The organism is Streptomyces sp. NEAU-W12, assembly GCF_026242095.1.
In the GTDB taxonomy this organism is placed as follows: Bacteria; Actinomycetota; Actinomycetes; order Streptomycetales; family Streptomycetaceae; genus Streptomyces.
Genome location: NZ_JAPJDM010000019.1, coordinates 39,984 through 65,706, shown reverse-complemented (window position 1 = coordinate 65,706; position 25,723 = coordinate 39,984). Strand labels below are relative to the sequence as shown.

At 72.6% G+C, this 25,723-nt stretch carries 21 protein-coding genes, 1 pseudogene and 1 riboswitch; of the genes and pseudogenes, 13 read left to right on the top strand and 9 right to left on the bottom strand.

Features of this window, described 5'->3' with window-relative positions:
• Positions 1 to 183 precede the first annotated feature (183 nt).
• The 4 genes from ORI94_RS23300 (at position 184) to ORI94_RS23285 (ending at position 5,983) form a co-directional block, all read left to right on the top strand.
• Entirely contained in the window at positions 184 to 1,584 is a 1,401-nt protein-coding gene (locus ORI94_RS23300; RefSeq protein WP_266078824.1) for a sensor histidine kinase, read from the top strand.
• Between the two features lie 355 nt (positions 1,585 to 1,939).
• A complete protein-coding gene (locus tag ORI94_RS23295; RefSeq protein WP_266078821.1) occupies positions 1,940 to 2,611 on the top strand; it encodes a response regulator transcription factor in 672 nt (223 codons plus the stop codon).
• 350 nt (positions 2,612 to 2,961) lie between these two features.
• A complete protein-coding gene (locus ORI94_RS23290) occupies positions 2,962 to 4,893 on the top strand; it encodes a 2-oxoacid:acceptor oxidoreductase subunit alpha (protein ID WP_266078819.1) in 1,932 nt (643 codons plus the stop codon).
• Positions 4,886 to 5,983, top strand: a complete 1,098-nt coding sequence (locus tag ORI94_RS23285; RefSeq protein ID WP_416237872.1) for a 2-oxoacid:ferredoxin oxidoreductase subunit beta — start codon at positions 4,886 to 4,888, stop codon at positions 5,981 to 5,983. The genes ORI94_RS23290 and ORI94_RS23285 overlap by 8 nt, the downstream gene beginning before the upstream one ends.
• 46 nt (positions 5,984 to 6,029) lie before the next feature.
• Here the strand turns inward: ORI94_RS23285 and ORI94_RS23280 are convergent, their stop codons facing one another.
• Positions 6,030 to 6,431 (bottom strand): winged helix-turn-helix transcriptional regulator, encoded by a 402-nt coding sequence (locus ORI94_RS23280; RefSeq protein WP_266079113.1) that lies wholly within the window; start codon positions 6,429 to 6,431, stop codon positions 6,030 to 6,032.
• A gap of 174 nt (positions 6,432 to 6,605) precedes the next feature.
• On the opposite strand from ORI94_RS23280, the gene ORI94_RS23275 reads away from it, so the two are divergent.
• From ORI94_RS23275 to ORI94_RS23265, 3 genes are all read left to right on the top strand, one after another.
• Positions 6,606 to 7,460, top strand: a complete 855-nt coding sequence (locus ORI94_RS23275; protein ID WP_266078817.1) for an SDR family oxidoreductase — start codon at positions 6,606 to 6,608, stop codon at positions 7,458 to 7,460.
• Between the two features lie 167 nt (positions 7,461 to 7,627).
• Entirely contained in the window at positions 7,628 to 8,707 is a 1,080-nt protein-coding gene (rarD, locus tag ORI94_RS23270; RefSeq protein WP_266078815.1) for an EamA family transporter RarD, read from the top strand.
• Positions 8,708 to 8,812: 105 nt separating this feature from the next.
• Positions 8,813 to 9,256, top strand: coding sequence for a VOC family protein (locus ORI94_RS23265; protein ID WP_266078813.1), 444 nt, complete (start codon positions 8,813 to 8,815; stop codon positions 9,254 to 9,256).
• A 55-nt stretch (positions 9,257 to 9,311) separates the two neighbouring features.
• On the opposite strand, the gene ORI94_RS23260 is transcribed toward ORI94_RS23265, so the two are convergent.
• Positions 9,312 to 10,796: a tetratricopeptide repeat protein gene (locus tag ORI94_RS23260; protein WP_266078811.1), complete on the bottom strand. Its 1,485-nt coding sequence runs from the start codon at positions 10,794 to 10,796 to the stop codon at positions 9,312 to 9,314.
• Positions 10,797 to 10,940: 144 nt separating this feature from the next.
• On the opposite strand from ORI94_RS23260, the gene ORI94_RS23255 reads away from it, so the two are divergent.
• Complete coding sequence (locus tag ORI94_RS23255; protein WP_266078809.1) at positions 10,941 to 11,435, top strand: DUF6668 family protein; 495 nt, start codon at positions 10,941 to 10,943, stop codon at positions 11,433 to 11,435.
• 59 nt (positions 11,436 to 11,494) lie between these two features.
• The gene (locus tag ORI94_RS23250; RefSeq protein WP_266078807.1) at positions 11,495 to 12,763 is read left to right on the top strand and encodes an amidase family protein; all 1,269 of its coding nucleotides are present in this window, start codon (positions 11,495 to 11,497) and stop codon (positions 12,761 to 12,763) included.
• 313 nt (positions 12,764 to 13,076) lie between these two features.
• Here the strand turns inward: ORI94_RS23250 and ORI94_RS23240 are convergent.
• From ORI94_RS23240 to ORI94_RS23230, 3 genes and pseudogenes are all read right to left on the bottom strand, one after another.
• Positions 13,077 to 13,364 (bottom strand): annotated as a pseudogene (locus tag ORI94_RS23240) (ABC transporter ATP-binding protein); the annotation flags it as partial.
• Between the two features lie 143 nt (positions 13,365 to 13,507).
• On the bottom strand, positions 13,508 to 14,779 hold the full coding sequence (locus tag ORI94_RS23235; protein WP_266078805.1) for a LolA family protein: 1,272 nt from the start codon (positions 14,777 to 14,779) through the stop codon (positions 13,508 to 13,510).
• A gap of 276 nt (positions 14,780 to 15,055) precedes the next feature.
• Positions 15,056 to 16,066: a polyprenyl synthetase family protein gene (locus tag ORI94_RS23230; RefSeq protein ID WP_266078803.1), complete on the bottom strand. Its 1,011-nt coding sequence runs from the start codon at positions 16,064 to 16,066 to the stop codon at positions 15,056 to 15,058.
• Positions 16,067 to 16,687: 621 nt separating this feature from the next.
• Positions 16,688 to 16,850, top strand: a riboswitch (cyclic di-AMP (ydaO/yuaA leader).
• Between the two features lie 5 nt (positions 16,851 to 16,855).
• Between ORI94_RS23230 and ORI94_RS23225 the strand changes: the two genes are divergently transcribed.
• The gene (locus ORI94_RS23225) at positions 16,856 to 17,347 is read left to right on the top strand and encodes a transglycosylase SLT domain-containing protein (RefSeq protein WP_266078801.1); all 492 of its coding nucleotides are present in this window, start codon (positions 16,856 to 16,858) and stop codon (positions 17,345 to 17,347) included.
• Positions 17,348 to 17,438: 91 nt separating this feature from the next.
• Here the strand turns inward: ORI94_RS23225 and ORI94_RS23220 are convergent, their stop codons facing one another.
• Positions 17,439 to 18,308 (bottom strand): HAD family hydrolase, encoded by an 870-nt coding sequence (locus ORI94_RS23220; RefSeq protein ID WP_266078799.1) that lies wholly within the window; start codon positions 18,306 to 18,308, stop codon positions 17,439 to 17,441.
• A gap of 195 nt (positions 18,309 to 18,503) precedes the next feature.
• Here ORI94_RS23220 and ORI94_RS23215 point away from each other — a divergent pair, with 195 nt between their 5' ends.
• The 3 genes from ORI94_RS23215 to ORI94_RS23205 all read left to right on the top strand — a co-directional run bounded on the left by ORI94_RS23215 (position 18,504) and on the right by ORI94_RS23205 (position 21,929).
• Positions 18,504 to 19,574, top strand: a complete 1,071-nt coding sequence (locus tag ORI94_RS23215; RefSeq protein ID WP_266078797.1) for a GNAT family N-acetyltransferase — start codon at positions 18,504 to 18,506, stop codon at positions 19,572 to 19,574.
• A 169-nt stretch (positions 19,575 to 19,743) separates the two neighbouring features.
• On the top strand, positions 19,744 to 21,111 hold the full coding sequence (locus ORI94_RS23210; RefSeq protein ID WP_266078795.1) for a glycosyltransferase: 1,368 nt from the start codon (positions 19,744 to 19,746) through the stop codon (positions 21,109 to 21,111).
• Entirely contained in the window at positions 21,108 to 21,929 is an 822-nt protein-coding gene (locus ORI94_RS23205; protein WP_266078793.1) for a polysaccharide deacetylase family protein, read from the top strand. Before ORI94_RS23210 ends, ORI94_RS23205 begins: the two co-directional genes overlap by 4 nt.
• 57 nt (positions 21,930 to 21,986) lie before the next feature.
• Here ORI94_RS23205 and ORI94_RS23200 read toward each other — a convergent pair whose 3' ends face one another.
• The 3 genes from ORI94_RS23200 to ORI94_RS23190 all read right to left on the bottom strand — a co-directional run bounded on the left by ORI94_RS23200 (position 21,987) and on the right by ORI94_RS23190 (position 25,596).
• Complete coding sequence (locus tag ORI94_RS23200; RefSeq protein ID WP_266078791.1) at positions 21,987 to 23,009, bottom strand: glycosyl hydrolase; 1,023 nt, start codon at positions 23,007 to 23,009, stop codon at positions 21,987 to 21,989.
• Positions 23,010 to 23,197: 188 nt separating this feature from the next.
• On the bottom strand, positions 23,198 to 23,626 hold the full coding sequence (locus ORI94_RS23195) for a hypothetical protein (protein WP_266078789.1): 429 nt from the start codon (positions 23,624 to 23,626) through the stop codon (positions 23,198 to 23,200).
• Positions 23,623 to 25,596 carry a glycosyltransferase gene (locus tag ORI94_RS23190; protein WP_266078787.1) on the bottom strand — a complete coding sequence of 658 codons (1,974 nt, stop codon included), beginning with the start codon at positions 25,594 to 25,596 and terminating at the stop codon, positions 23,623 to 23,625. Before ORI94_RS23190 ends, ORI94_RS23195 begins: the two co-directional genes overlap by 4 nt.
• Positions 25,597 to 25,723: the final 127 nt, after the last annotated feature.

Sequence of the window (25,723 nt, the reverse complement as noted above, 5' to 3'; positions counted from 1 at the left end):
GCCCCGCGTGCCCCACGTGTCCGCGCGCGACCCGGCCCGCGCCCGCACGGCCGTCCGCCCCGGTCGGAGGTAGGGAAAACCCCCCGTCCAAGACTGCGACGTGCTCCATGGTCCGCCGACCTGCTGCGGAGGAGTCTGGGGATACGACAGCACAGCCGCCGGACGAGGAGAAGGACGACGCCGATGGCCACCGAGTACGGACAGGGCTACGGGCTCTGCAGCACGCCCACCGGACACCCCGGGAGCGCCGGGAGGGCCGGTGAGCGTCGGCACCGGGTGCCGGCAGTGCTGCGGGCACCGATCGAGGGACGGACCTGGCGCGAGCTGGTGTACGTCCTGCTGAGTCTGCCGGTCGGCGTGCTGCTCTTCACCTACGCGGTCACGATGGTGTCGCTGGGTGCCGGTCTGCTGGTGACGTTCCTCGGCGTACCGGTGCTGGCCGCCGGGCTCGCCGGATGCCGCGGGTTCGGGGCGCTGGAGCGGATGCGGGCGCGGGGCCTGCTGGACCTGGACGTGGCCGAGCCGGAGCCGCTGCGGGTGAAGCGCCGGGGGGTGATGGCCTGGACGGGGGCGGTGCTGAAGAGCGGTGCCTCGTGGCGGTCGCTGCTGTACGCGGTGCTCCACCTGCCGTGGGCGGTGTTCGCCTTCACCGTCACGGTGACCCTCTGGTCGATCGGCTGGTCGCTGCTGACGTACCCCCTGTGGTTCTGGGTCTTCCCGATGTACACCGGTCAGGACGGGATACAGCTGTACGGCGACGGGCAGCACCAGATCTATCTGGACAACCCGTTCGAGATCACGGTGACCGCGCTGGTCGGACTGCTGTTCACCATCGCCACGCCGTGGATCGTGCGGGCGCTGACCATGGTGGACCGGCTGTTGGTGCACGGGCTGCTCGGGCCGTCCCGGCTGGCGACGCGAGTGGTGGAGCTTGAGTCGGGCCGGGGCGCCGTGGTGGACACGGCGGCGGCGGACCTGCGGCGCATCGAGCGCGACCTGCACGACGGGGCGCAGGCCCGGCTGGTGAACCTGGCCATGGACCTGGGGCTGGCGAAGGAGAAGCTGCGGGAGGACCCGCAGGCCGCGGCGCACATGGTGGACGAGGCGCACGGCGAGGTGAAGACGGCGCTGCAGGAGCTGCGGGACCTGGCCCGCGGCATCCACCCGGCCGTGCTGACCGACCGGGGCCTTGACGCGGCCCTGTCGTCGGTGGCCTCCCGGTGCACGGTCCCGGTGGGGGTCGACGTGGATCTGACGGAGCGCCCGGCGCCGGCGATCGAGGGGATCGCCTACTTCACCGTCTCGGAGCTGCTGCAGAACATCAGCAAGCACGCGCGGGCGACCCGGGCGACCGTGGAGGTGTGGAGGACGGAGAACCGGCTGATGGTGCAGGTCGAGGACAACGGTGTGGGCGGTGCCGAGGTGTCCGGGGGTTCCGGACTGGCCGGACTTGCGGAGCGGCTGGACGCGGTGGACGGAATCCTGGTGGTCGACTCCCCGGCCGGCGGCCCGACCCGGGTGACGGCGGAGCTGCCCTGGCGGGCGGATCAGACGCGGCGAGCAGGTGAGCGCACCGGCGGGTGAGCAGACCGGCGGCCACCGGATCAGCAGGCCCGCAGTCCAGTAGACCAGTCAGGCCGACGCACGAGCGCGTGAGCGCGTGAGCGGCGGCTGAAGACGCGGAAGCGGCCGACAGGTGTGCGGGGACGAGCGGCGCGGTGCGGGCCCGTCCCCGCACACACTCCTGCACCGGGAAACAGCCCTCGGGCCGTACCAGGACATGCCCCCGCCACCGATGCGGCCGCCTGCCCGCGAAGACTTCTCTCGCGTTGGCTGCGTCACCCCTCCGCATCGGCCACCGGATGCTGGGATGCTGGTCCCGTCAGCCGGGCCCGCCGTACGGGCGGGCCCGGATGAGGGGCGTGGGGGCCGAGGATTCATGGAGGACAGAGTGCGTGTGGTCATCGCCGAGGATTCAGTGCTGCTGCGGGAGGGCCTGACCCGGCTGTTGACCGACCGGGGGCACGATGTCGTGGCCGGGGTCGGCGACGGCGACGCGCTGATCAAGACGATCAACGAGCTGAACGACCAGGGGGAGCTGCCGGACGTCGTGGTGGCCGACGTACGGATGCCTCCGACGCACACCGACGAGGGCGTGCGGGCCGCCGTCCAGCTGCGCAGGACGCATCCGGGCGTCGGGGTGCTGGTGCTGTCGCAGTACGTGGAGGAGCGCTATGCCACGGAGTTGCTCGCCCATTCCAGCCGAGGCATCGGCTACCTGCTCAAGGACCGGGTGGCCGAGGTACGGGAGTTCGTGGACGCGGTGGTGCGCGTGGCCGAGGGCGGCACGGCCCTGGACCCCGAGGTCGTCGCGCAGTTGCTCGGCCGCAGCCGCAAGCAGGACGTGCTCGCGGGACTCACCCCGCGGGAGCGGGAGGTCCTGGGGCTGATGGCGGAGGGGCGGACGAACTCGGCGATCGCCCGGCAACTGGTGGTGAGCGACGGAGCCGTGGAGAAGCACGTCAGCAACATCTTCCTGAAGCTGGGGCTGTCCCCGAGCGACGGCGGTCACCGCCGGGTGCTCGCGGTCCTGACCTACCTCAAGCCCTGAACCGGACCCAATCGATCCACTTACGGGTGACGTCGGCGGGCGAGGGCTGATGTCGGCGGCAGGCGGCTGAACCGCCGGCGTGCGGGCGGCGTCCTGGAATGCAGGGGTCGGCGGGTCGACGACCAGGGAGAACCCGGGCAGGAGGCGCGAGGCGTCGGCGCTCCGCACGTCGCACCGACGCTTCGCGAAGAGGCCGCGCAGTGCTCGCGTAGTGGCCGCGGGACATCTCGAAGTCGTGTCCAAGATGCGAATCACCCGAGGAAGGCGACCCTTACGGACGTAGGGTTGATCCAGGGACGGCCCGCGGGAGGGCCAGTCCCGGACAGCCGCCCTCGAGGAGGTCCAGTTCAGTGACCAGTCAGGTCAGCAGCCCAGCGGAGCAGGCCGACGAAACAGTCCCAGGAGAGCAGCGCAAAGCGGCGGGTACGAAGGACGTCCGCCGTCTGGATCGGGTGATCATCAGGTTCGCGGGGGACTCGGGTGACGGTATGCAGCTCACCGGTGACCGCTTCACCTCGGAAACGGCTTCCTTCGGAAACGACCTGTCGACCCTGCCGAACTTCCCCGCCGAAATCCGTGCGCCGGCCGGCACCCTGCCGGGTGTCTCCTCCTTTCAGCTCCACTTCGCCGACCACGACATCCTCACTCCCGGTGACGCGCCGAACGTGCTGGTGGCGATGAACCCGGCCGCGCTGAAGGCGAACATCGGGGACCTGCCGCGCGGCGCGGAGATCATCGTCAACACGGACGAATTCACCAAGCGTGCGATGCAGAAGGTCGGCTACGCGAGCAACCCGCTGGAGGACGGCTCGCTCGACGGCTACAGCCTCCATCCGGTGCCGCTGACGACGCTGACGGTCGAAGCGCTGAAGCAGTTCGACCTCACCCGCAAGGAGGCCGAGCGCAGCAAGAACATGTTCGCGCTCGGCCTGCTGAGCTGGATGTACCACCGGCCCACCGAGGGCACGGAGAGGTTCCTGAAATCGAAGTTCGCCAAGAAGCCGGACATCGCGGCGGCCAACCTCGCCGCCTACCGGGCGGGCTGGAACTTCGGGGAGACGACGGAGGACTTCGCCGTCTCCTACGAGGTGTCCCCGGCCGCCACGGCGTTTCCGCCGGGCGTCTACCGGAACATCTCCGGCAACCTGGCCCTGGCGTACGGTCTGATCGCGGCGTCCCGGCAGGCGGATCTGCCGCTGTTCCTGGGGTCGTACCCGATCACGCCGGCCTCGGACATCCTGCACGAGCTGAGCCGGCACAAGAACTTCGGCGTGCGGACCTTCCAGGCCGAGGACGAGATCGCCGGCATCGGTGCCGCGCTGGGGGCGGCTTTCGGCGGTTCGCTGGCGGTGACGACCACCAGTGGCCCCGGGGTGGCGCTCAAGTCCGAGACGATCGGTCTCGCGGTGTCGCTGGAGCTGCCGCTGCTGATCGTGGACATCCAGCGTGGCGGCCCGTCCACGGGTCTGCCCACCAAGACCGAGCAGGCGGACCTGCTCCAGGCGATGTACGGGCGCAACGGCGAGGCACCGGTCCCGGTGGTCGCGCCGCGTACGCCGGCCGACTGCTTCGACGCGGCGCTCGAGGCGGCCCGGATCGCGCTGGCCTACCGGACGCCGGTGTTCCTGCTCTCCGACGGCTATCTGGCCAACGGCAGCGAGCCGTGGCGCATCCCGGACGCGGAGGAGCTGCCGGACCTGCGAGTGCGGTTCGCGCAGGGCCCCAACCACACGATGGACGACGGCACCGAGGTGTTCTGGCCGTACCAGCGGGACCCGCACACGTTGGCCCGGCCGTGGGCGATCCCGGGCACACCGGGTCTGGAGCACCGGATCGGCGGCATCGAGAAGCAGGACGGCACGGGCAACATCTCGTACGACCCGGCCAACCACGACTTCATGGTGCGTACCCGGCAGGCGAAGATCGACGGCGTCGACGTCCCCGATCTGGAGGTCGACGACGCGGACGGCGACGCCAGGGTCCTGGTGCTCGGCTGGGGGTCCACCTACGGGCCGATCACCGCGGCCGTACGGCGCATCAGGGGCGCGGGGGGCGCGGTCGCGCAGGCCCATCTGCGCCACGTCAACCCCTTCCCGCGGAATCTGGGGGAGGTCCTGCGGCGTTACGAGAAGGTGGTCGTACCCGAAATGAACCTCGGCCAGCTCGCGACCCTGATCCGGGCGAAGTACCTGGTCGACGCCCACTCCTACAACCAGGTCAACGGCATGCCGTTCAAGGCGGAGCAGCTTGCCGATGTGCTGAAGGAGGCCATCGATGACTGAGACGATGACAGGCGGCCCGACCCCCCTCGGCGACTCTCCGTTCGGCGAGGCGCTCGCCCTGGTGCCCAAGGCCGAGGGCAGGCAGTCGATGAAGGACTTCAAGTCCGACCAGGAGGTGCGCTGGTGCCCGGGCTGCGGCGACTACGCCGTCCTGGCCGCCGTGCAGGGCTTCATGCCCCAGCTCGGCCTGGCGAAGGAGAACATCGTCTTCGTCTCCGGCATCGGCTGCTCGTCCCGGTTCCCGTACTACATGAACACCTACGGGATGCATTCCATCCACGGCCGCGCTCCTGCGATCGCGACGGGCCTGGCGGCGTCCCGGCGCGACCTGAGCGTGTGGGTCGTCACCGGTGACGGGGACGCGTTGTCCATCGGCGGCAACCATCTGATCCACGCGCTGCGCCGTAACGTCAATCTGAAGATCCTGCTGTTCAACAACCGGATCTACGGTCTGACCAAGGGGCAGTACTCGCCGACGTCCGAGATCGGCAAGATCACCAAGTCGACGCCGGTGGGTTCGCTGGACGCGCCCTTCAACCCGGTGTCGCTGGCGATCGGCGCGGAGGCGTCCTTCGTGGCCCGTACGGTCGACTCGGACCGCAAGCACCTGACCGAGGTACTGCGGCAGGCCGCGGCCCACCCGGGCACCGCCCTGGTCGAGATCTACCAGAACTGCAACATCTTCAACGACGGTGCCTTCGAGGTCCTCAAGGACCGGCAGCAGGCCGAGGAGGCGGTGATCCGGCTGGAGCACGGCAGCCCGATCCGCTTCGGTGCGGACAGCGCGAAGGGCGTCGTCCGGGACCGGGTCACCGGCGACCTGGAGGTGGTGGCGGTGACGCCGGAGAACGAGGCGGAGATCGTGGTCCACGACGCGCGCTCGGCGTCCCCGACCACCGCGTTCGCGCTGTCCCGGCTCGCCGATCCGGACACCCTGCACCACACTCCGATCGGTGTCTTCCGCTCCGTGGACCGTCCGGTCTACGACACGCTGATGGCCGAGCAACTGGACACCTCCGTCGAGCAGCACGGCAAGGGCGACCTCGGCGCACTGCTGGCGGGCAACGACACGTGGACGGTCGTCGGCTGAGCGGCTGCCCGCTGAAAGCCGGAGTTCCGCACGAGGCCCGGACGCTTCAGAGCGTCCGGGCCTCGTCGCGCGTCCGCCGGGCCTCGTCGTACGCCTGGCGGGCTTCGTCGTACGCCTGGCGGGCTTCGTCGTACGTCTGACGGGCGGCCAGTACGTCGTCCATGCGCCGCTCGGTCCACAGGGCCAGCGCGCGCACCTGTTCGGCGGCCTCGCGCCCCAGATCGGTGAGGGAGTAGTCGACGCGCGGCGGGATCACCGGTGTGGCGTCACGATGGACGAGGCCGTCGCGCTCCAGCGTCTGGAGGGTCTGGGTGAGCATCTTCTCGCTGACCCTGCCGATCGCCCGGCGCAGCTCGCTGAAGCGGTAGGGCCGCTCCTGGAGCCGGATCAGCACGAGCACCCCCCAGCGGCTCGTCACGTGTTCCAGGAGCAGGCGCTGCGGGCACATCGCCTCCCGCGCGCTCCACAGCGGTCCGGGAAAAGGCGCCGGTGCAGGCTCCGTGGGCACGGCCACACCCTCACTTACCGTCATACCAGTACCTTACTTCAAAGTGGGTACTTACGAAAAGTTAGCGTTGGCTTTAGCGTTGAGGGCACCGCACCCCCACAAGGAGTTCTGATCATGAGCATCGTCGTCACCGGAGCCACCGGACACCTCGGCCGCCACGTCGTGGAGCAGCTGCTGGAGAAGGTTCCGGCCGAGCAGGTCACCGCCGTCGTCCGCAACCCGGAGAAGGCCGCCGATCTGGCGGAGCGCGGCGTGCGTCTCGCGGTCGCCGACTACAGCGCCCCCGAGACGTTCGACGGCGTGTTCGCGGCGGGCGACAAGGTGCTGCTGATCTCGGGCAACGAGTTCGACAAGGGCCGGGTGCAGCAGCACCGGGTGGTCATCGAGGCCGCCAGGGCGGCCGGCGTCGCACTGCTCGCCTACACCAGCGCCCCCGGCACGCTGACCGCCGCGCTCGCCGACGACCACCGCGGCACCGAGAAGGCCCTGCTGGAGTCCGGCGTGCCGTACGTCCTGCTGCGCAACGGCTGGTACCACGAGGTCTACACCGAGAACCTCGCCCCGGTGCTGGAGCACGACGCGGTCGTCGCCGCCGCCGGTGAGGGCCGCGTCTCCTCCGCCGCGCGCGCCGACTACGCCGCGGCCGCGGTCACCGTGCTGACCGGCGAGGGCCACGAGAACAAGACCTACGAGCTGGGTGGCGACGAGGCGTGGAGCCTCGCCGAGTACGCGGCCGAGCTGAGCCGGCAGACCGGCAGGAAGATCGCCTACAAGCCGGTCACGGTCGGGGAGCTCACCGGCATCCTGGCCGGTGCCGGACTGCCCGAGCCGATGGCCGCCGTCTTCGCGGGCGTGGACGCCTCCATCGCGAAGGGTGAACTGGTCGTCACCGGTGGCGACCTGACCCGCCTGGCCGGCCGCCCGACCACGCCGCTCGCGGACGCCGTCGCCGCCGCGCTGAAGGGCTGACCTCAGCACGGGCCCGCGGCCCGGCCACCCCCCTGCCTGTCATGCCCGTTTTCCGATACGGAAATGACAGGCTGGGGGGTGCGGCGTTACCGGCGGCCGGGCGGGCGTCGCCCGCCCGGACGGCAGGCGTCGAACGCCCCGGACGCAGCAGGTGAGAAGGAGGACCCGTGACCGAGAAGTCGGCCCACGAGCGGCGCAAGGGACTGCTGAACGGCTTCGCGGCATACGGCATGTGGGGACTCGTCCCCCTCTTCTGGCCGCTCCTCAAGCCCGCGGGGGCCGTGGAGATCCTGGCCCACCGGATGGTCTGGTCGCTGTTCTTCGTGGGCGCCGCACTGCTCGTCGTACGCCGCTGGGCCTGGCTCGGGGAGTTGCTGCGGCAGCCCCGCCGACTGGCCCTGATCACGGTCGCCGCGGCGGTCATCACCGTGAACTGGGGCGTCTACATATGGTCGGTGAACTCCGGGCACGTGGTCGAGGCCTCCCTCGGCTACTTCATCAACCCGCTGGTCACCATCGCCATCGGCGTCCTGCTGCTGAAGGAACGGCTGCGGCCCGTGCAGTGGACAGCGGTCGGGGTCGGCTTCGCCGCGGTGCTCGTCCTCACCATCGGCTACGGCCGCCCGCCGTGGATCTCGCTCTGCCTCGCCTTCTCCTTCGCCGTCTACGGACTGGTGAAGAAGAAGGTCAACCTCGGCGGCGTCGAGTCGCTGGCCGCCGAGACGGCCGTCCAGTTCCTGCCCGCGCTCGGCTATCTGCTGTGGCTGGGAAGCCAGGGCGACTCCACGTTCGGCACCGAGGGCACGGGACACGCGGCGCTGCTCGCCGCCACCGGGATCGTCACCGCGCTCCCCATGGTCTGCTTCGGCGCCGCCGCGATCCGTGTGCCGCTGTCCACGATGGGGCTGCTCCAGTATCTGGCCCCGGTGTTCCAGTTCCTGCTCGGCATCCTCTACTTCAAGGAGGCCATGCCGCCCGAGCGCTGGGCCGGTTTCGCCCTGGTGTGGCTGGCACTCATGCTCCTGACCTGGGACGCGCTGCGCACCGCCCGCCGTTCCGCCCGCGCGCTCACCAGGGAGCGGGCGAGGGTGGCGGCGGCAGCGGAGGCCGCCACGGCCGGTGCAGCCGGTGCAGCCACGACGGTCGTCGCCATGGCGACGGCGACGAGCCCTGTGGAGCCGGCGGGGGATGCGGCTGGCGCGGTGGCCGCAGTGAAGACGGGGGATGCGCCGACAGTCGGACCGTAGGGCTGCCCGGGCACTTGAACGGCTCCATGACGCAGCCACCGGCATCAACCGCCTCCGACGGCCCCACCGATTCCGCCGGCCCCGTCGCCTCCGTGACTCCCGCCCGTGCACTGGAAGCTCGTCATCGACGCGGCCGCCCCGCACGCGCAGGCCGGCTTCTGGGCCGCCGCCCTCGGGTACACGGTCGAGGACCACAGCGCCCTCGTCGAGAAGCTGCTCGGCCTGGGTACCGTGCCGGCCGAGCTGACCACCGGGCCGCACGGCCGCGCCGCCCGGCGTGACCCGGCCGCGGCACGGCACCCCGACGACCCGTACCAGGAGGAGGGCGGCACCGGGCTGGGACGGCGGCTGCTGTTCCAGCGGGTGCCGGAGCCGAAGACGGCCAAGAACCGCCTCCGCCTCGACCTGCACCCCGGTGAGGGGCGCCGCGAGGCGGAGGCGGCACGGCTGGAGCGGCTTGGGGCGCGGATGCTGCGGCGCGTGGAGGAACCGTCCGGTTCCTGGACGGTGATGACGGACCCGGAAGGCAACGGGTACCGCGTGCACTGAGGCCTTCACGGCCCGGGGGAGCCCCGCTCGTTCACCCGTGCCGGGCGCGGGTCGTTCACCCGTGCCCGGCACGGGCGCGGGCGGTCAGGCGGGCCATGCGGGCGCGGGCGGAATCCAGTTCCTCGATCTCGTCGGCGGCCGGGCCGCCCTCGGTGGCGAGTTCGGCCCACCGCTCGATCAGGTCGCGCCCCAGTTCCAGCCCGCGCAGCGGGTCGCGCACCGCGCGCCAGGCGGTGGCCGCGCTGCGGACGTTGCCGTAGGCGGCCTCCGCGTCGCCCGCCCGGCGGTGGATACCGGCGAGGTCGAGGGAGAGCCGGAAAGCGCGCAGCGGCTCGTCGCCGAGGTAGGCGATGTACGCGGTCAGCTCGCGCAGCCGGAGCACCTCGGGGTGCTCCGGCCCCAGCGTCCGCGAGGCCTCGCTCACCGTCTCCCCGGCCAGTCGCGCCGCGGTGTCGATCCGGCCCGCCCGGACCGCGTCGTTGATCAGGCTCGTGGGCTCGGCCAGACGGGTCTCGCCCGGTCCGGCCGGCGGCTCGTCCCCGAGGATCGCCTCCGCCACGGCGTCGAAGCCGCGGGGCGGGGTCGGTCGGGGATCGGGATCGCTGCCGGTGCCGGTACGGGTACCGCTGCCGGTGCCGCTGCGGGTTCCGGTGCCGTACACGGTTTCAGGAAGTCGTGCGGGCGTCCCGGGACGGCCGGCTTGCGGCGCCGGGCAGGTCGGCGAAGGCAGCGGGCCCGGTATCCGGTCGACCGGAGGGAGCGGGCGTGACGGGGGCCTCGGGGTGGCCGGCGGGGTCCCGGGGAGGCCGTCCGCCTCGGGGGCGTGGTGCGATCGCGCGTCCATGGGCGGGGGCGGGCCGAACTCGCCGGTCGGCGGCGCGACCGTTCCCGGGGGTGTCGCTCCCGCCGCCCCGTGCACCGGTCGCAGCCGGAAGGTGGGGGCGGAGTCCCGTACGGGCTCGGGTGCCGGGTCCCGGTCCGGGGCCGATGCCCGTGCCGGGGGCGGGTCCGGTACGGGGCGCAGGACGTGGGCGGGCCGGTCGTGCCCGGGGCGCGGGAGCAGGACGGCGACCGGGTCCGGGACGGTGGAGGAGGGGGCGGCGGTGTGCGGCGTCGCCGCTGGTTCCTCCTGGGCCGTGCCCCGGCCCGCCGCATGGACCGGCGCCGGCGCCGGCTCGGACCCCGACGCGGGCTCCGGCTCCGGCTCCGGTTTCATCGGTGCCGGCTCCCCCGTGAAGCGGCTGGCACCGTCCGGGCCAACCTGGAGGGGGACGACGTAGCCGATGCGCTCGTCGTGGATGGTGGCCAGGACGGCACGCCCCGAGGCGAGGGCGATGCGGTGAAGCCGGTTCAGCACGGCGTGCTGAACCTCCTCACCGGGTCCGGCGACCACCAGCACCCCGTCGACGGACGCACTCCGCGCGCCCGCGCCGCCTCCCGCGGCAACGGGTATACGGACGTCGATCGGCGCTGTCGCAAGGTGCGCCGTGTGTGCGGCCTGCTGCTGTTCCCGCTTCTTCTCACGGCTGAGTCGCGCCATCGTTCCCTCGTTCGGGTCGTGAACCTACCGACGAGTCTGTCCGCCGACCCCGGTTTCTCACGTCACCGCGTTGTCACAGGCTCGTCCCAACGACCGGCGTGGGGACCGGGGTGGCGAGGCAGCGGAACGGGCATGCGTACAGGCATGCGACAGGGACCGGAGATCTGGATCCGAGGACCGGTGGGCGGGCCGGAAGCGTGCCCGCCGGAGCCCGCCCGAGCCCGGGCGACGACCCGGCGCTCGTCCTGGGTCGGCCTCCACGGCGGCGCCGGGGTCTCCACGCCCGCCGCGGTGCACGGTGGTCACGACTGCGGCCGCGCCCGGCCCGGGCCGGTCGGTCCGCAGGCGGTGCTGCTCGTCGCCCGGACCCACGCGTCCGGTCTGGAGACCGTCGCCCCGGCCGTGGAGATGGTCCGGTGCCGAGAGGTCCCGTACCGGCTCGATCTCGATGCCGTCGTCCTGGTGGCGGACACGCCGGGTCGCCTGCCGCGCTCCCTCGCCCAGCGGATCCGGCACCTCGAGTCGGTGATCGGCGTCCACCGCGTGCCGTGGGTGCCCGAGTGGCGCCTGGGCACCCTGGGCGGCCGCCTGCCGTCTGGGGCCGAGCCACTGGCCCGCCCGACGGGATCGACGCGCTGAGCGGCGGCCGGGACGCCACTCGGGCTTCGGCTTCGGCTTCGGCTTCGGCTTCGGCTTCGGTGGCAGAGATCGCCTCCGCGGTGCGCGCGGGAACGGTGCGGGCCGTCGATGTGGTCGCGGAGGCGCTGGAGCGGATCGAACGGGCCGATCCGGTGCTGTGCGCGTTCACCGGGGTGTGGGCCGAGGAGGCACTGCGGCGGGCGGGTGAGGTGGACGCCCTGATCGAGGCGGGTCCTCCCCATCTTCCGTATCCGTCGCTTTCTACGCATCCGTCACTTCCGGCGCGTCCCCCGCTTCCGCCGCGTCCGCCCGGGCCGGGCGTGGCCGAGGGCCCCGGAGTTCGCGCGTGGTTGCCGCTGGCCGGGGTGCCCGTCGCCGTCAAGAAGGGGCGGCACGGGCTGCGGGCGGCGGGGCCGCTGCTCGCGGCCGGTTGTGTCGCGGTGGGTGCCACCGCGGTACCCGGGCCCGGCACCTCCTGGCAGACCTGGGGTCTCGGGGCGCGCGGACGGACCGTCAATCCGTGGCGGGCCGACCGCACGCCGGGCGGTTCCTCGGCCGGTGCCGCGGTCGCGGTGGCGGCGGGCCTGGTGCCGCTGGCGACGGGCAGCGACGGCGCGGGGTCGGTACGCATCCCGGCGGCATGGTGCGGAGTTGTCGGCCTCAAGGTCACCAACGGCCTGCTCCCCTCACCCGACCGCACGGGTCTCGCGGCACCCGGAGTCCTCGCCCGTACGGCGGCCGACGCGGCGGCCTGGTGGCAGGCGGTGTCACCGGCACCCACCGGCGTCGAGGCGCAGCCGCCTCTCCCGCGCACCGCCGTCTGGTCCCCCGACCTCGGCTTCGCCGGTCCCGGCCCGGAACCCCTCGCGCTGGCACGGGCGGCGGTCGACCGGCTCGTCGACGCCGGAGTCGTACGGCTCGTACGGCCGTCGGCACCGGCGCTGCTCCTGGACCCTGCCCCGGCCTGGCTCGCCCTGCGCACCCCCGGCACGCCCCCCTCCGGCCTCGCCGACGCCCACCGCGTCCGGGCGGAGAACGACCGGCGCCTGGCCGGCCTCTTCGCCGGCGCCGAGTTGCTGCTGACGCCCACGGTGCCCACCGCGCCGCACGGCCACGAAGGGCCGGGTGACGTCTACTCCACCGCGCTCACCTGGGCGTTCAACCTGAGTGGGCACCCCGCGCTGAGCCTGCCCGCCGGGTTCGGCGCCGACGGCTGCCCGGCCGGACTCCAACTGGTGGCACCGCACGGGCGGGAGGCACTACTGCTCGCCGTGGCAGGAGCCGCGGAGAAGCCGAGCGGCGGAGAAGCCGTGCGGCGAAGGAGCTGAGGAGCCGAGCGACCGAGGAGCCGAGCGACCGAGGAGCCGAGCGACCGAGGAGCCGAGCGACCGAGCGACCGAGGAGTCGAGGGCCGCCCTCCGAATCCCCTCGGACATTTACTTGCTCATGCATATGACGTAAATGCCTGTCATCGGCGCACGCCGACCATCTGGAGGGTGACCATGACACGCCGTTTCCTCTTCGTCCCGGGGAGCGCCCGACGTGACGGCAGCTCCGTGCTGCCGACCCGCCGGGCCGCCGAACAACTGCCCGCGGATACGGGGTCTCGGCCCCGCTGTTCCCTCCGGCCCTCGGACGGCCTCAGCCCGCGACGTCGAAACCCTCCCCGGTCAGCGCCGCGAACGCGTCCTCCGGTGAGGCCCGTCGACCCCGAAGCCGCAGCCCCGGACGGCGGCCGTCACCAGCGCGGCGTTCGCCTCGGCGAGGTCACGCTCGGGCACCTCGCCGGTCACCCGGTCGTCGGTGACCACGACGTCGCCGACGCCCTGTCCCGTCAGCACCCGTGCCGCGTCCGCCGGGTCCGGTGGTCACCACCAGCCGGCCGCCGCTGCCCGCGGCCAGGTCGGCGACGGGTCCCCGGGTGAGCAGCTCGAGGCCGTCGACGGCCTCGAGCTGTCCGCCGCGGTGGCGCTCGGTGAGGGCGCGGCTGACGATGGCGCCGCCACCCGTGCCCCGCGTGGCGGACGCCTCGCCCATCGGCTCCCTCGTTCCCTGTCGTAGCGCTGTCCGGGTTACTTCGCCTCGTCGGCCGCCTTCACCAAAACATCCTTGGTGACGGCGCCCACGTAGACCGTGCCGTCCTCGGTGAACAGGGCGTTGACCAGGCGGGTGCTGAACACGGTGCCCGTGCCGAACTCGCCCTTCACCTGGTCGCCGAGCGAGCCGAGGAAGCCGTCGAGGTCACCGTTTCCGGAGCCGGTCGGCAGACCGCCCTCGGCGCCGGTGTCGAAGGTGGCGACGGAGTTCCAGCCCTCGCCGAGCACCTTCAGTCCGTCGAGGCCCTTGGCCAGGTCCTCCTCGGACTTCGGGGCGCCCTCCGGCCTCCGGTGCTCCCCGCCCTTCTCGCCGCTGCCCTTCTCGCCGCTGCCCTTTTCACCGCCGTCCAGCTCGCCCTCCTCGGTCACCTTGGCGCCCTTGGGCGGGGTGAAGTCGAAGGTCGAGGCGGCCGGCCGGTCGAAGCTGACCTTGGTGAAGCCGACGTCCACGACGGCGGCACCGCCGCTCGCCGGGGTCAGCGTGAACTTCAGCGGCGTACCGGTCCTGTGGTCCACCGCGATACTGACGGCGCCGACCGTGGAGCCGGACTGCCGGGGCTTGACGACCAGCTTGTACGCGTCCCGGCCGGCCACCTGCGCGGTGCCGTCGACGGTGACGGACGTGGTGTCGTCGACCGACTTCAGCGCCTCTTCGGCGAAGTCCTTGGGCGTGGCCGGGGGCTGGTGCTCCCGGCCCCCGGCCCCGGCGGACTCGTCGGTGGTGCCGTGGAAGACCTCGTTGGACTCGCTGTCGTAGCCCCAGACGTCCTCGCCGTTGTGGATCAGGCTGTACTCGGACGCGTTCCCGAGCAGCGACACCTTCTGCCGGTCGGGGCCGTCGGCCGCGATGCGCAGGGTGTGCGTACCGGACGCCAGCTCGGTGAGCCTGGCCGTCGGGTCGGCGGAGGAGCCGCCGTCCTCGCCCCGGCCCATGGCGCCTGAGGTCAGGCTGCTCTCCAGGCCACCGAGGTCCGGCAGCCCGAGGTCGGTGGTGATCTTCACGGTGCCGGACAGCTGCTCGACGTCCGACTGGGCCATCTTCTCGATGAGCTGCGCGGCGGTGATCTTCGGCAGGTCCGGGTCGCCGGAGTCGGCGAGCGCGGGGACGAGCCCGATGGTCGCGGCCGCCACTCCCATCACCGTGACCGGGACGACGTACCGCGCGGCCCTGCGCCGGCCCGCGCCCCGCTCGTCGGCCTCGCCGGCCTGACGAGCGGTCGTCGTGTCGTCGGATTCGTACGGTGCCATGTGTGCCCTACCTCCGTGGTCGGCGGCGGCCTGCGTCTCGTGTCGCTCGCACCAGTCACACCCTGAGCCGCCGTCCTCACCCGAATCGGTGAGGAGTGGTGATGTCCGTCGTGTTCCATCTGACCAAACCCGGCGGGCAGACGCGTCAGACCCCGGACTCAACTCCGTGTACTGCTGCGGTATGACACGGGGCGTCGTTTCGGCCCTCGACCAGTAGGGGTCGGGGGCCGGGGTGGCGGACAGGGTGGCGGACAGGGTGGCGGACGGGGCGGCGGGTCAGCCGGCCCGGTGCACCACGGCGTCGCACAGCTCGACCAGGGCCGTCTTCGACTCGCACTCCGGCAGCGGGGCCAGCGCCGAGCGCGCCTCCTCCGCGTAGCGCACGGTGTCCTGCCGGGCCTGCTCCAGCGCGGGGTGTGCGCGCAGCAGCCGCAGCGCCTCGGCGTGCCGGGCGTCGTCGCCGAGGTCGGAGTCGAGCAGCTCGCACAGAGCGATGTCCTCGGCCAGCCCCAGCCGGGCCGCCCGCTCGCGCAGCCGCAGCACGGGCAGCGTCGGGATGCCCTCACGCAGGTCGGTGCCCGGGGTCTTTCCGGACTCGTGGGAGTCGGAGGCGATGTCCAGTACGTCGTCGGCGAGCTGGAAGGCGACACCGAGGCGCTCGCCGTACTGGGTCAGCACGTCCACGACCGCGTCGTCCGCGCCGGACATCATGGCACCGAACCGGCAGGCGACGGCGACCAGTGAGCCGGTCTTGCCGCCGAGGACGTCCAGGTAGTGGTCGACCGGGTCCCGGCCCTCCTGCGGCCCCGCGGTCTCCAGGATCTGGCCGGTGACCAGCCGCTCGAACGCCTGGGCCTGCACCCGTACGGCCTCCGGACCGAGGTCGGCCAGGATGTGCGACGCGCGCGCGAAGAGGAAGTCGCCGGTGAGGACCGCGACGGAGTTGCCCCAGCGGGTGTTGGCGCTGGGCACCCCGCGCCGCACGGTGGCGTCGTCCATCACGTCGTCGTGGTACAGCGTGGCCAGGTGGGTCAGCTCCACGACCACGGCGGACGGGACGACACCGGGCGCGTAGGGGTCGCCGAACTGGGCGGCGAGCGTCACGAGCAGCGGCCGGAAACGCTTGCCGCCGGCCCGCACCAGGTGCTGGGCGGCCTCGGTGATGAAGGGGACCTCACTCTTCGTGGCCTCGAGCAGCCCTTCCTCGACAGCCGTCATCCCGGCCTGGACATCGGCTTCCAGAGCCTGGTCCCGCACGCTCAGCCCGAACGGCCCGACGACGGTCACGAGGGGTCTCCTGTCTGCTGGTGTCCACTGGCGCTTAGACGTCTTGCCCAGTTTGTCGATAGGTCGCTGACATCACTCGAGTCAGCGTATCCGGTCATGTTTCGATCACCGCCAGCACCCGCGTTCCCCGGCCTCACCCGCGCACGCGTGGACGGCACCCCACGGCGCCCTCCGGTACCGGATCACCACCGGACCCTTTTCGGCCAGTAGGTAATACAGGATATTCGCCGCCTTTCGGGCATGGCGCCCCACCCTCGGGATACGGCCCGGCGCACGGCCGGGCGCCGGGCCCGCGCGCGGACCACCCCGCCCGCCCCGAAGTCTGATTTGCCGTAATCAACAAGAGATTTCCCTTTGGCGGCAAATGCGCCCACACGGTGCGGCCAGTGAAGTGAGTCACGCGCACCCCGCCACGCCCACACCTCGCTCCCACCGGCACTTCCCCTTGCCCGAAAGCGAGTTGACTCCCGGCATCCACAAAGGATCAAGTACCCCAAAACCCCCGGAACAAGATCAAGCGGAGCGATCCGTGACGGCCGTACTTGTTTCCGACAAGTGCACTCGCATACGTTCCCGGCTTGTCGGGCGGACGCCGAATCCTGCCGCCGCCCGCGCCACCCATCGACGAACTCACTCACGCACGGCAGGAGCGGGGGACCCAGGTAGGCCGCCGGACCGGTTCACACCCGGAACGGCTCGGGGTGAAGCCATGCCCGCAGGGGCACGGCCGGGCACTCTCCCGCCCGAACCCGACAGCTCACCTCGCAGGCGTAGGAGAGGAACACAGACATGACCGCATCCGGTCCGCCCCGCCACTCCCGCCTCGTCCGCTCCTTCGCCGTCGCCGGTGTCGCGGCGGTCGCCCTCCCGCTGTTCGGCGCCTCCACCGCCTCCGCCGCGCCCGCCGCGCCCGCCACCGCGACGGCCGCCCCTGCCGCTGCCGGCACCGTGACCGCGTACCCGGACAACCTCGACGGCTGGATCCGCGAGTCGCTGTCCGTCATGGCGCAGCACGGCATCCCCGGCAGCTACGACTCCATCCACCGCAACATCCTGCGCGAGTCGTCCGGCAACCCGCAGGCCATCAACCTGTGGGACTCCAACGCCATGGCCGGCACCCCGTCGAAGGGCCTGCTCCAGGTCATCGACCCGACCTTCCAGGCGTACCACGTGCCCGGCACGGCCTTCGACCCGTTCGACCCGGTCGCGAACATCACGGCGGCCTGCAACTACGCGGCGGACCGTTACGGCTCCATCGACAACGTCTTCGGCGCCTACTGAGACACCTGGGACATCCGATACGTCCGGGCCCGTAGGAACGCCGGAACACCGGAACGCCGGCGGCACCGGCCACACCGGCGGACGCCGAGGCCTACCGGGACACCCTCCCGGACCTGGGGCGGGGCAGCACGTGTTGGGGCACGCGCGGCTCCGCTCCGCCGAACAACCGCTCGAGGACGACGGCCACGCCGTCGTCCTCGTTCGACGTGGTGACCTCGTCGGCCACCGCCTTGAGCTCCGGGTGCGCGTTGGCCATGGCGACTCCGTGGGCCGCCCAGTCGAACATCGGGATGTCGTTGGGCATGTCGCCGAAGGCGACGGTCCGCTCGGGATCCAGCCCCAGGTGCTCGGCGGCCAGCGCAAGCCCCGTCGCCTTGGTGACACCGCACGGCTGGAGTTCCACGGTGCCCGGCCCCGACATCGTGACCGTGGCCAGCGAGCCGACCGCCGCACGGGCCGCCGCCGCCAACTCGTCGTCGTTCAGGTCGGGGTGGCGCAGCAGCACCTTGCTGATCGGCCGGGCCCACAGATCGTCCCGCCGTTCGACCCGCACGGCGGGCAGCGTCGGGTGCGGCATCAGATAGCCCGACTCGATCAGGGTGAGCCCGTCCGCCCCGTTCTGGTCGACCGCGGCGTGCAGCTCCCCCACCTCGGCCTCGATCTTGCCGAGCGCGGTCTCCGCCAGTTCCCGGTCCAGGGTGACCGACCACAGCAGCCGGTCCGTGCCGGCGTCGTACACCTGCGCGCCCTGTGCGCACACCGCGAGCCCCGTGGACCCCAGGTCGTCCAGGAGCGGCCGCACCCTGGGCGCCGGGCGCCCCGTCACCACGAGGTGCCGGACACCGGCCCGCGCCACCAGCGCCAGCGCGGCGAGGGAGCGGTCGGAGAGGGTGTCGTCGCCGCGCAGCAGCGTCCCGTCCAGGTCGGTGGCGATGAGCGAGCAATCGGTGGGTGCGGCCATGATCAGAGAATACGGACACCGCGCGCCCCCGGCTCACCACGCCCCGGGCACCCGTCCCGCGCACCGTCCTCGGCCTGTGCACCACCTGGCGGCAACATGCTCCGCCACCTACCGTCCTCGTGGTCCCGGGCGGTACCTTCCAGGTGTCCAGGGGGGACTTGATCGGGGGGTCAGGTGAACAGTGGACGCACACGTGTGCTGAGGCTCGACGAACTCGGCGAGGGGGAGCAGGAGCGATGGCGTGAGCTGCGCGCCGCCTCGAAGACACCGCGCAGCCCGTTCATGGAACCGGAGTTCGCCGCCGCCGTGTCCGGGGTGCGGCCGCAGGCCCGGGTCGCGGTGCTGTACGAGGGGGCGTCCGCCGAGCCGGCCGGCTTCCTGCCGTACGAGCGGGGCGCGTGGGGGCAGGGCCGGGCGATCGGGCTCGGGGTCTCGGACTGCCAGGGCGCCGTCCTGCGGCCGGGTCTCGTGCCGAAGACCGGTGAACTGCTGCGTGCCTGCTCGCTGTCGAGCTTCGCCTTCGACAACCTGGAGGCGGACCAGGCCCTGTTCGTCCCGCAGGCGGCCCGGGAGCACGCCACCTTCGTCATCGACGTGGAGAAGGGCTACGAGACCTACGAGTCCGTGCTGCGCGCCCAGTCGCCGAAGTTCCTGAAGACCACCCTGGCCAAGGAGCGCAGGCTCGGCCGCCAGGCCGGCCCCGTGCGGTTCGTGTTCGACGAACGCGAACCGGCCGCGCTGCGCACCCTCATCGGGTGGAAGTCGGCGCAGTACCGCAGGACCGGGCGTCGCGACCGGTTCGCGCAGGAGTGGATCACCCGGCTCGTGGGCCGCCTGGCCGGAACCCGGGCCGCGGAGTGCGCGGGCACGCTGTCCGTCCTGTACGCCGGGGACCGTCCCGTCGCCGCCCACTTCGGCCTGCGCTCGGCCTCCGTGCTGGCCTGCTGGTTCCCGGCGTACGACCCGGAGTTCGCGAAGTTCTCGCCGGGGCTCGTGCTGCATCTGCGGATGGCCGAGGCGGCGGCCGGCGAGGGCATCGGCCTGCTCGACATGGGACGCGGCCCGGCCGAGTACAAGGACGCGCTGAAAACGGGCGAACGCTCCGTCCACGAAGGCGAGGCGACGCGTCCCGGCCTGGGGGCCACGCTCCAGCTGCTGCGCCGCGAGCCCGCGCGCCGCGCGCACGGCTTCGTCGTCGCCCGCCCCCGTCTCGCCTCGCTGGCGTCGCGCGCCTTGAAGGGGGCGGCGCGGCTGCGCCGGCCCTGAGTCCGTCAGGCAGTCGGTCCGTCAGGCAGTCGGTTCGTCAGGCAGTCGGTTCGTCAGGCAGTCGGTTCGTCGGTTCGTCGGGGGTGTTCCGGGCGTGAGAACGAGCACCGCTCGGGACGGCCACGGACGCGGCCGCTTGTGACCACCGTTCGTGAGGAGGGGAGGACTCATGTCCCGCACGGCACGTACGCAGGGGGAGATACGACGGTTCCTGGACATCGGCGCGGTCCAGGTCGCCGAGCTGGACCTGACCGGTGCGGAGGGGGAAGCTGCCCTGAGACCCGGTCCAGGCAGCCCGCCGGTGACGCACGGCGAGGTGTTCCTGCTGGTCAGGAGGGGCGGCCTACCGGTGGGCACGCTACTGGGGAGGGTCCCGGAGGGGGCCGATCCGACGACGGTCCTGGCGGCGCTCGCACGGCAGGCACACGGGCAGGGGCAGGGGCAGGAGCAGGACACGGCAAGGGCGGCCGTGGGGGCCGCCGGGCCGCCCCCGCCGCCGTTCGCCTCGGTCGTCGTGGCCACCCGGGAGCGGGCCGAACAGCTCGCCCGTGCCCTCGACTCGCTCCTCGCGCAGGACCATCCGCACTTCGAGACCGTCGTCGTCGACAACGCGCCCGTGTCGGACGAGACGCGCGACCTGGTGCAGCGGAAGTACGGGGAGCGTGTGCGGTACGTGCGCGAGCCGGTCCCCGGACTCGCGACCGCGCACAACACCGGGCTCGCCCACGCCCTGGGCGAGGTGATCGCGTTCACCGACGACGACGTCGTCGCCGACACCCGCTGGCTCACCGAGCTGACCGCGCCCTTCGCCGCCGACCCGGGACTCGGCTGTGCCACCGGCCTGATCCTGCCCGCCCGGCTGCGCACCCCCGCCCAGGTCCTGCTGGAGAGCCACGGCGGTTTCGCGAAGGGGTTCACGCCGACGACGTACGACCCGCAGGACCCGCCCCGCGACGAACCGCTGTTCCCCTTCACCGCGGGCCGGTTCGGCTCCGGGGCGAACATGGCGTTCCGTACGGAGGTGCTGCGCGCGGTCGGCGGTTTCGACCCGGCCACCGGCGCCGGGACGTCCGCCCGGGGCGGCGACGACCTGTACGGGTTCGTCCGGGTCCTCGCCCAGGGGCACAGGCTGCGCTACACGCCCCGGGCGCTGGTGTGGCACCACCACCGGGAGACGTGGGCCGATCTGGAGACCCAGGCGTTCGGCTACGGCGCCGGCCTCACCGCCTATCTCACGGCGGTCCTGGTCAACCGGCCCGCGCTGCTGCCGGCGTTCCTGGCCCGGCTGCCCCGCGGCCTGTCCCACGCCCGCGGCCTCACCGCCGTACGGGACGCCGGGGGCACCGGAGACGCCGGTGCGGGCCGGGCTGCTCCGGGCGATCACGGCACTCGCACGCATCCCTGGCCGCGCCGCCTCTCACGGCTGCAGCGCAAGGGGATGCTGTACGGCCCGGTCGGCTATCTGCGGGCCCGGCGGGCGGCGGGCGGCACGACGGGGGAGGCCTCCGGCGGCCGGGCGGCCGGAGGTGCGCGATGACGGCATCACCCTCGCAGGCCCCGGATCCTGTGGCCGTCCCGGTGTTCCTCTACCACGCCGTGATGGACGATCCGCCCGGCTGGATCGCCGAGTTCACCGTCACACCAAGGGAGTTCGCGGCGCATCTCGACGCCCTCGAGGACAGCGGCCGCACCCCCGTCACCATCAGCGCCCTCGCCGGCCATCTCACCGGGCGGGCACCCCTGCCGCCCCGGCCGGTGCTCCTGACCTTCGACGACGGCTTCGCGGACCTGCCCGGTCCCACCGCCGGCCTCCTGGCCCGGCGCTCCCTGCCGGCCACGGCGTACCTCACCACCGGCGCCATCACCCCGGGCGGCCGCAGCCTGCTGCCACCGGCGCCGATGATGACCCTGGACCGGGTGGCGGAGCTGGAGGCTTCCGGAATGGAGATCGGCAGCCATACGGTCAGCCACGCCCAGCTGGACACGCTGACCGGGAAGCAGCTGCGCGCGGAACTGGTGGACTCCAAGGCCGTGCTGGAGGACACCCTCGGCCATCCGGTCCCCCATCTCGCCTACCCGCACGGCTACAACAGCCCCCGGGTGAGGGCCGTGGCGTCCCGCGCCGGGTACGAGACGGCGACCGCGGTGCGGCACGCGCTCAGCTCGGACCGGGACGAGCGCTACCGCATCGCCCGGCTCATCGTCCGCCGCAGCCACACCGTCGCCGACGTCGGGGCCTGGCTGGCGGGCGGCGGTGCCCGCGTCGCCCCCTACCGCGACGGCCCGAAGACGCTCGCCTGGCGCTGGTACCGGCACGCCCGGGCGACACTCCGCGGACCGGAGTTCGCGGGCTGAGCCACGGGACGCACCGGGAGGACGGCCGGGCGGGCGCGGCCTCCTCCCCGTGCCCCCTCACCCGGTCGGCTGGTTCAGATGCGGGTCGGCCGCCACCTTCCGCAGGGCCTCCCACGCCGCCTCGTTGGCCACGGTCAGGTCGCAGTGGGGCCCGGGGTCGCGGTGGTTCCACTGGAGCGCGGCCTTGACGCCCTCCAGGTCCCTCAGCACGGGCGGCACCTGCGCGTACCACTCCGCCTGCCGTTTCGGCCGGGCCGAATCGGTCGCGCTGCCGAACTCGGAGAGCATCAGCGGCTTGTCGGCGGAGATGTTCTCGCGTATCCACTCGTGCGTGGCCGTCTGGGTCTGCTCGAAGGTCAGCCACCCGGTCTCGTGGCAGCGGTAGTAGTTGTACTGGTTGTAGCCGATCCAGTCGACGTACCCGTCCCCCGGATACATCCCCGTGAACAGGTCGCCGTGGTTCAGGTAGCCGGTGATGATCCAGGTCCACACCACGTTGTCCACGCCGAGTTCCCGGAACCGGTCGTGGATGTGCCGGTACGCCCGCACGTACTGGGCCGGTGTGCCGTTGGCCGGTGTGCGCGTGTCCATCTCGAGGTCGAAGGAGAGGAAGACCTTCTTCCCCGTGCGCCGCCCGTAGTCCTTGATGCGCCGCGCCTGGACGTCGATCACGGTCGCGTCCAGGTCACCGGCGGCTATCTCCTCCCACCTCGGCTGCTGCTCCTTCGTGCCACCCCACCACTTGCTCTCCCAGGAAAGCAGCAACATGTGGTCCTCGCCGACCCGTTGCTCCTCCGGGCTCAGCAACTGGCCTTCCCTGCGGGTGCCTTCGGGCAGGGACATGTCGTGGTACGTGTAGACGATGTCGAGCTTGCGGCCCACCTGCTCCTCGTAGGCCGCCACCTTCTCCTCCAGGTTGGCCCGTTCGTGCGGCACGAAGGCCCCGAACCAGGCGCCGCACGGTGGTTCGAGCAGTTCCGTGGGCCGGCACTCCCCGTCCGCCCGGGCGGGCTCCGAGGCGTTCCGCAGGGCGAGGACGGCGACCAGCACCGCGGAGACGACCGCGGCCGAGGTGATCACTGCCCGACGACGGCCCGCGGTGGTCCGCCCGGCCTCCCGCCTGCGATGCCGACCGGTCCCCGCGGAGGGTTCGGGGCCTGCGGGAGGGTCCGTGGTCGGGCCGGTGGCCGGACGGCCGACGGTCGGGCCGGCTCCTGGTCGAACACCGCGCAGGGCGGCCGTGACACGGCGAAGCGGACGAGCGAACCTCACAGGACGGAACCCTTCCGTGTCCTCGACGGCGGGGAGGCACGCAGCCGCGGGCAGAACGCGGCGAGCGTGGTCAGCAGCGTCAGGGCCAGCAGCACCCGCTGGGCGCTGAAGGCGTGCGTGGCGATCAGCACCGTAGCGACGATCATCACCGCGGCGGTGCTGACGAAGACGGCCAGCATCAGCCGTTCCAGCAGGTCGGAGTGGCGGACGAAGTCGGGGTCGCGCCGCTCGACGGGCCCCCGTGGGGACCGTGCGCGCAGCGCGGGACCGCAGAGGCCGACCAGTGCCGTGCCCGGCCCCGCAGCCAGGAAGACCACGACAGCAGCGCCCCGCAGCGGCGAACCGCCGGGCAGGGCGAGCGCGGCCAGCGCCAGCCAGCCGGCGAACGGCGGAAGCATCCGGATCACGAGAGCCTGCGGTGTCACCGCGCCGCTCCCCCTTCCTCCTCGGTCTTCCCGGTCGCCTCTGTCCCTTCCGTTCTCCGCGAGCCCCGCGTTCCTCCCGCCTCCTGCGCCTGCCGCAGTTCGTAGACCGCCCCCGCGCTGTTCTCCGCCACCAGCCGGAACCGCGGGGACGCGGCGACGGACTCCAGGACGCTGCCCAGCTGGGCACCGGTGAGCTGACCGTTCATCTCGGAGTTGGCCAACTGGCCCTGGGTGAAGAGGAAGTAGGCCCGGCTCGGACGGTCCACCCCTGCCATGTCGGTGGCGAGGGTGCCGGCCGGATCCCGCACGATCTCGTCGACGTGACTCCGGTCGTCCTCGAGGAACCAGTAGTGGTCGACGCTTCCGTACGAGGCGTAGGCGAGCGGGTAGTTGCGGTTGGCGGCGACGACCAGCGAGCCCTCGGGCGCCTCGTCGAAGAGCTGCCCCACCAGGGCCACCTCCTGCGGCGGGAAGTAGTTGACCCGGTCCTTGCCGGAGTAGCTCGGGACGAACGCCAGGGTCCCGGCGAGCAGCACGGGCAGCGGGCCCCAGACACGGATGCCGAAGCCGGTACGGAACCGGGACCGGAACCGGTCACCGGTGCTGCCGCGGGCGGGAACCCGGTCCGCATCGCAAAGCCGGGCGTCACCGCGGGCCCTCGCCGCCGCCTCCGCCGCCTCCGTCGCTGCGAGGGTGCGCACCTTGGGCAGCAGGGCGGCGGCGGCGAAGAAGGCGACGCCGGGCAGTATGAACATCAGGACCCGGAAGATCATCTCGCTGCCGTAACTGCTCGCGACGAACATCGGCAGCGGTGCCGCCGTGATCACCAGCAGCGGCCTCGCGCGGTACCGCAGGACGGGTTGGAGCCAGACCCCGGCCGCCGCCAGCAGCAGGACGCAGCCCGAGAGCAGCCGGGCCGCCCACGAGGTCGCGATCGCCCCGGCACCGGTCGGGGTGGCGCCGTAGCCCGTCTCGACGTTGCCGCCGACGTCGCCCACGGCGCGGAGCATGTCCGGCATCGCGGCGGACAGGAAAGGCAGCGCGGCCGTCAGGCACCAGGCCAGGAAGATGACGACCGTCGTGACCACCGGCACCCAGTCCCGGTGGCGGCGGAGCAGCACCAGCGCGAGCAGCGACACCACCAGCATGGCGGGGGTGAGCTGGTGCGAGATGACGATCGCCGCCACCAGCACGGTGAGCACCACGGTCCAGACCGCCTGCCCCCGCCGCCCGCTGCCCCCGCCCCCGCCCCCGCCCCCGCCCCCGCCGAAGCGGCCGTACCGGCGCAGCACCACGGCCAGCACGCCGAGGTGCAGCGCGAAGGCCACGGACTGCGGGGAGAAGTAGTCCTGGCCCACCCAGTTGGCGACGGAGAAGAGCCAGACCGCGGTCCAGATCAGCCGTCGGTCCTCGGTGAAGGTGCGGTAGACCAGCAGCAGCGGCAACAGCAGCAGCAGGCTGGACACCAGCGGCCACCACGCCATGTACATCGCCGCCGAGTCCACACCCAGCAGCCGCACCAGCGCCGCCTGCGCGGCGAAGAAGCCCGGCCACTGGTCGTAGACCGCCATGTCACCGATCCGGTCGGCGGTCTGGAGCCCGCCGGCGGTCAGCAGGTGGTCGACGACACCGTCGTGCTTCCACGCCCAGGCGTACAGCGGGGTCGGGTAGAGCACGGCCTGCGTGGCCCGCTCCATCACCAGCAGCCCGAGCACGTACGCCGTCGGCCAGCCGCCCGGCCGGCGCCGGTCGCGGACCGTGCACCAGAAACCGGCGGTGAGGACGACGAGGCCGGCCCAGAAGCCCGGGTGGAGCGCGGTGACCAGACCGTAGTCGTCGAGCCGCGACACGTCGGTGTGCCGTACCGCGTACAGCCACAGGGCGAGCGCCGCGAGCAGCGGCAGGGCGGGTCGGAGCGCGCGGGCGCGGTGCGCGGGCCAGAAGGGCGGCAGGTCGGAAAGGTCTGTCACGGGCTCATGGACGGGGGCCGACGACTCCGAGGAGGGGCGGGTCCGCGCCTCGGTCCGCGAAGGCGGTTCCACAGAGGTGTCCGCAGGTGTGAGGGGCGCCGATGTGCTCTCTGGCGCGGGCTCGGAC

What these genes read in the sequence shown, in the direction of transcription:
- ORI94_RS23300 (WP_266078824.1), top strand. Translation starts at nt 184, where the DNA reads ATGGCCACCGAGTACGGACAGGGCTACGGGCTCTGCAGCACGCCCACC.
- ORI94_RS23295 (WP_266078821.1), top strand. Translation starts at nt 1,940, where the DNA reads ATGGAGGACAGAGTGCGTGTGGTCATCGCCGAGGATTCAGTGCTGCTG.
- ORI94_RS23285 (WP_416237872.1), top strand. Translation starts at nt 4,886, where the DNA reads ATGACTGAGACGATGACAGGCGGCCCGACCCCCCTCGGCGACTCTCCG.
- ORI94_RS23280 (WP_266079113.1), bottom strand. Translation starts at nt 6,431, where the DNA reads ATGTGCCCGCAGCGCCTGCTCCTGGAACACGTGACGAGCCGCTGGGGG.
- ORI94_RS23275 (WP_266078817.1), top strand. Translation starts at nt 6,606, where the DNA reads ATGAGCATCGTCGTCACCGGAGCCACCGGACACCTCGGCCGCCACGTC.
- ORI94_RS23260 (WP_266078811.1), bottom strand. Translation starts at nt 10,796, where the DNA reads ATGGCGCGACTCAGCCGTGAGAAGAAGCGGGAACAGCAGCAGGCCGCA.
- ORI94_RS23255 (WP_266078809.1), top strand. Translation starts at nt 10,941, where the DNA reads ATGCGACAGGGACCGGAGATCTGGATCCGAGGACCGGTGGGCGGGCCG.
- ORI94_RS23235 (WP_266078805.1), bottom strand. Translation starts at nt 14,779, where the DNA reads ATGGCACCGTACGAATCCGACGACACGACGACCGCTCGTCAGGCCGGC.
- ORI94_RS23225 (WP_266078801.1), top strand. Translation starts at nt 16,856, where the DNA reads ATGACCGCATCCGGTCCGCCCCGCCACTCCCGCCTCGTCCGCTCCTTC.
- ORI94_RS23220 (WP_266078799.1), bottom strand. Translation starts at nt 18,308, where the DNA reads ATGGCCGCACCCACCGATTGCTCGCTCATCGCCACCGACCTGGACGGG.
- ORI94_RS23210 (WP_266078795.1), top strand. Translation starts at nt 19,744, where the DNA reads ATGTCCCGCACGGCACGTACGCAGGGGGAGATACGACGGTTCCTGGAC.
- ORI94_RS23205 (WP_266078793.1), top strand. Translation starts at nt 21,108, where the DNA reads ATGACGGCATCACCCTCGCAGGCCCCGGATCCTGTGGCCGTCCCGGTG.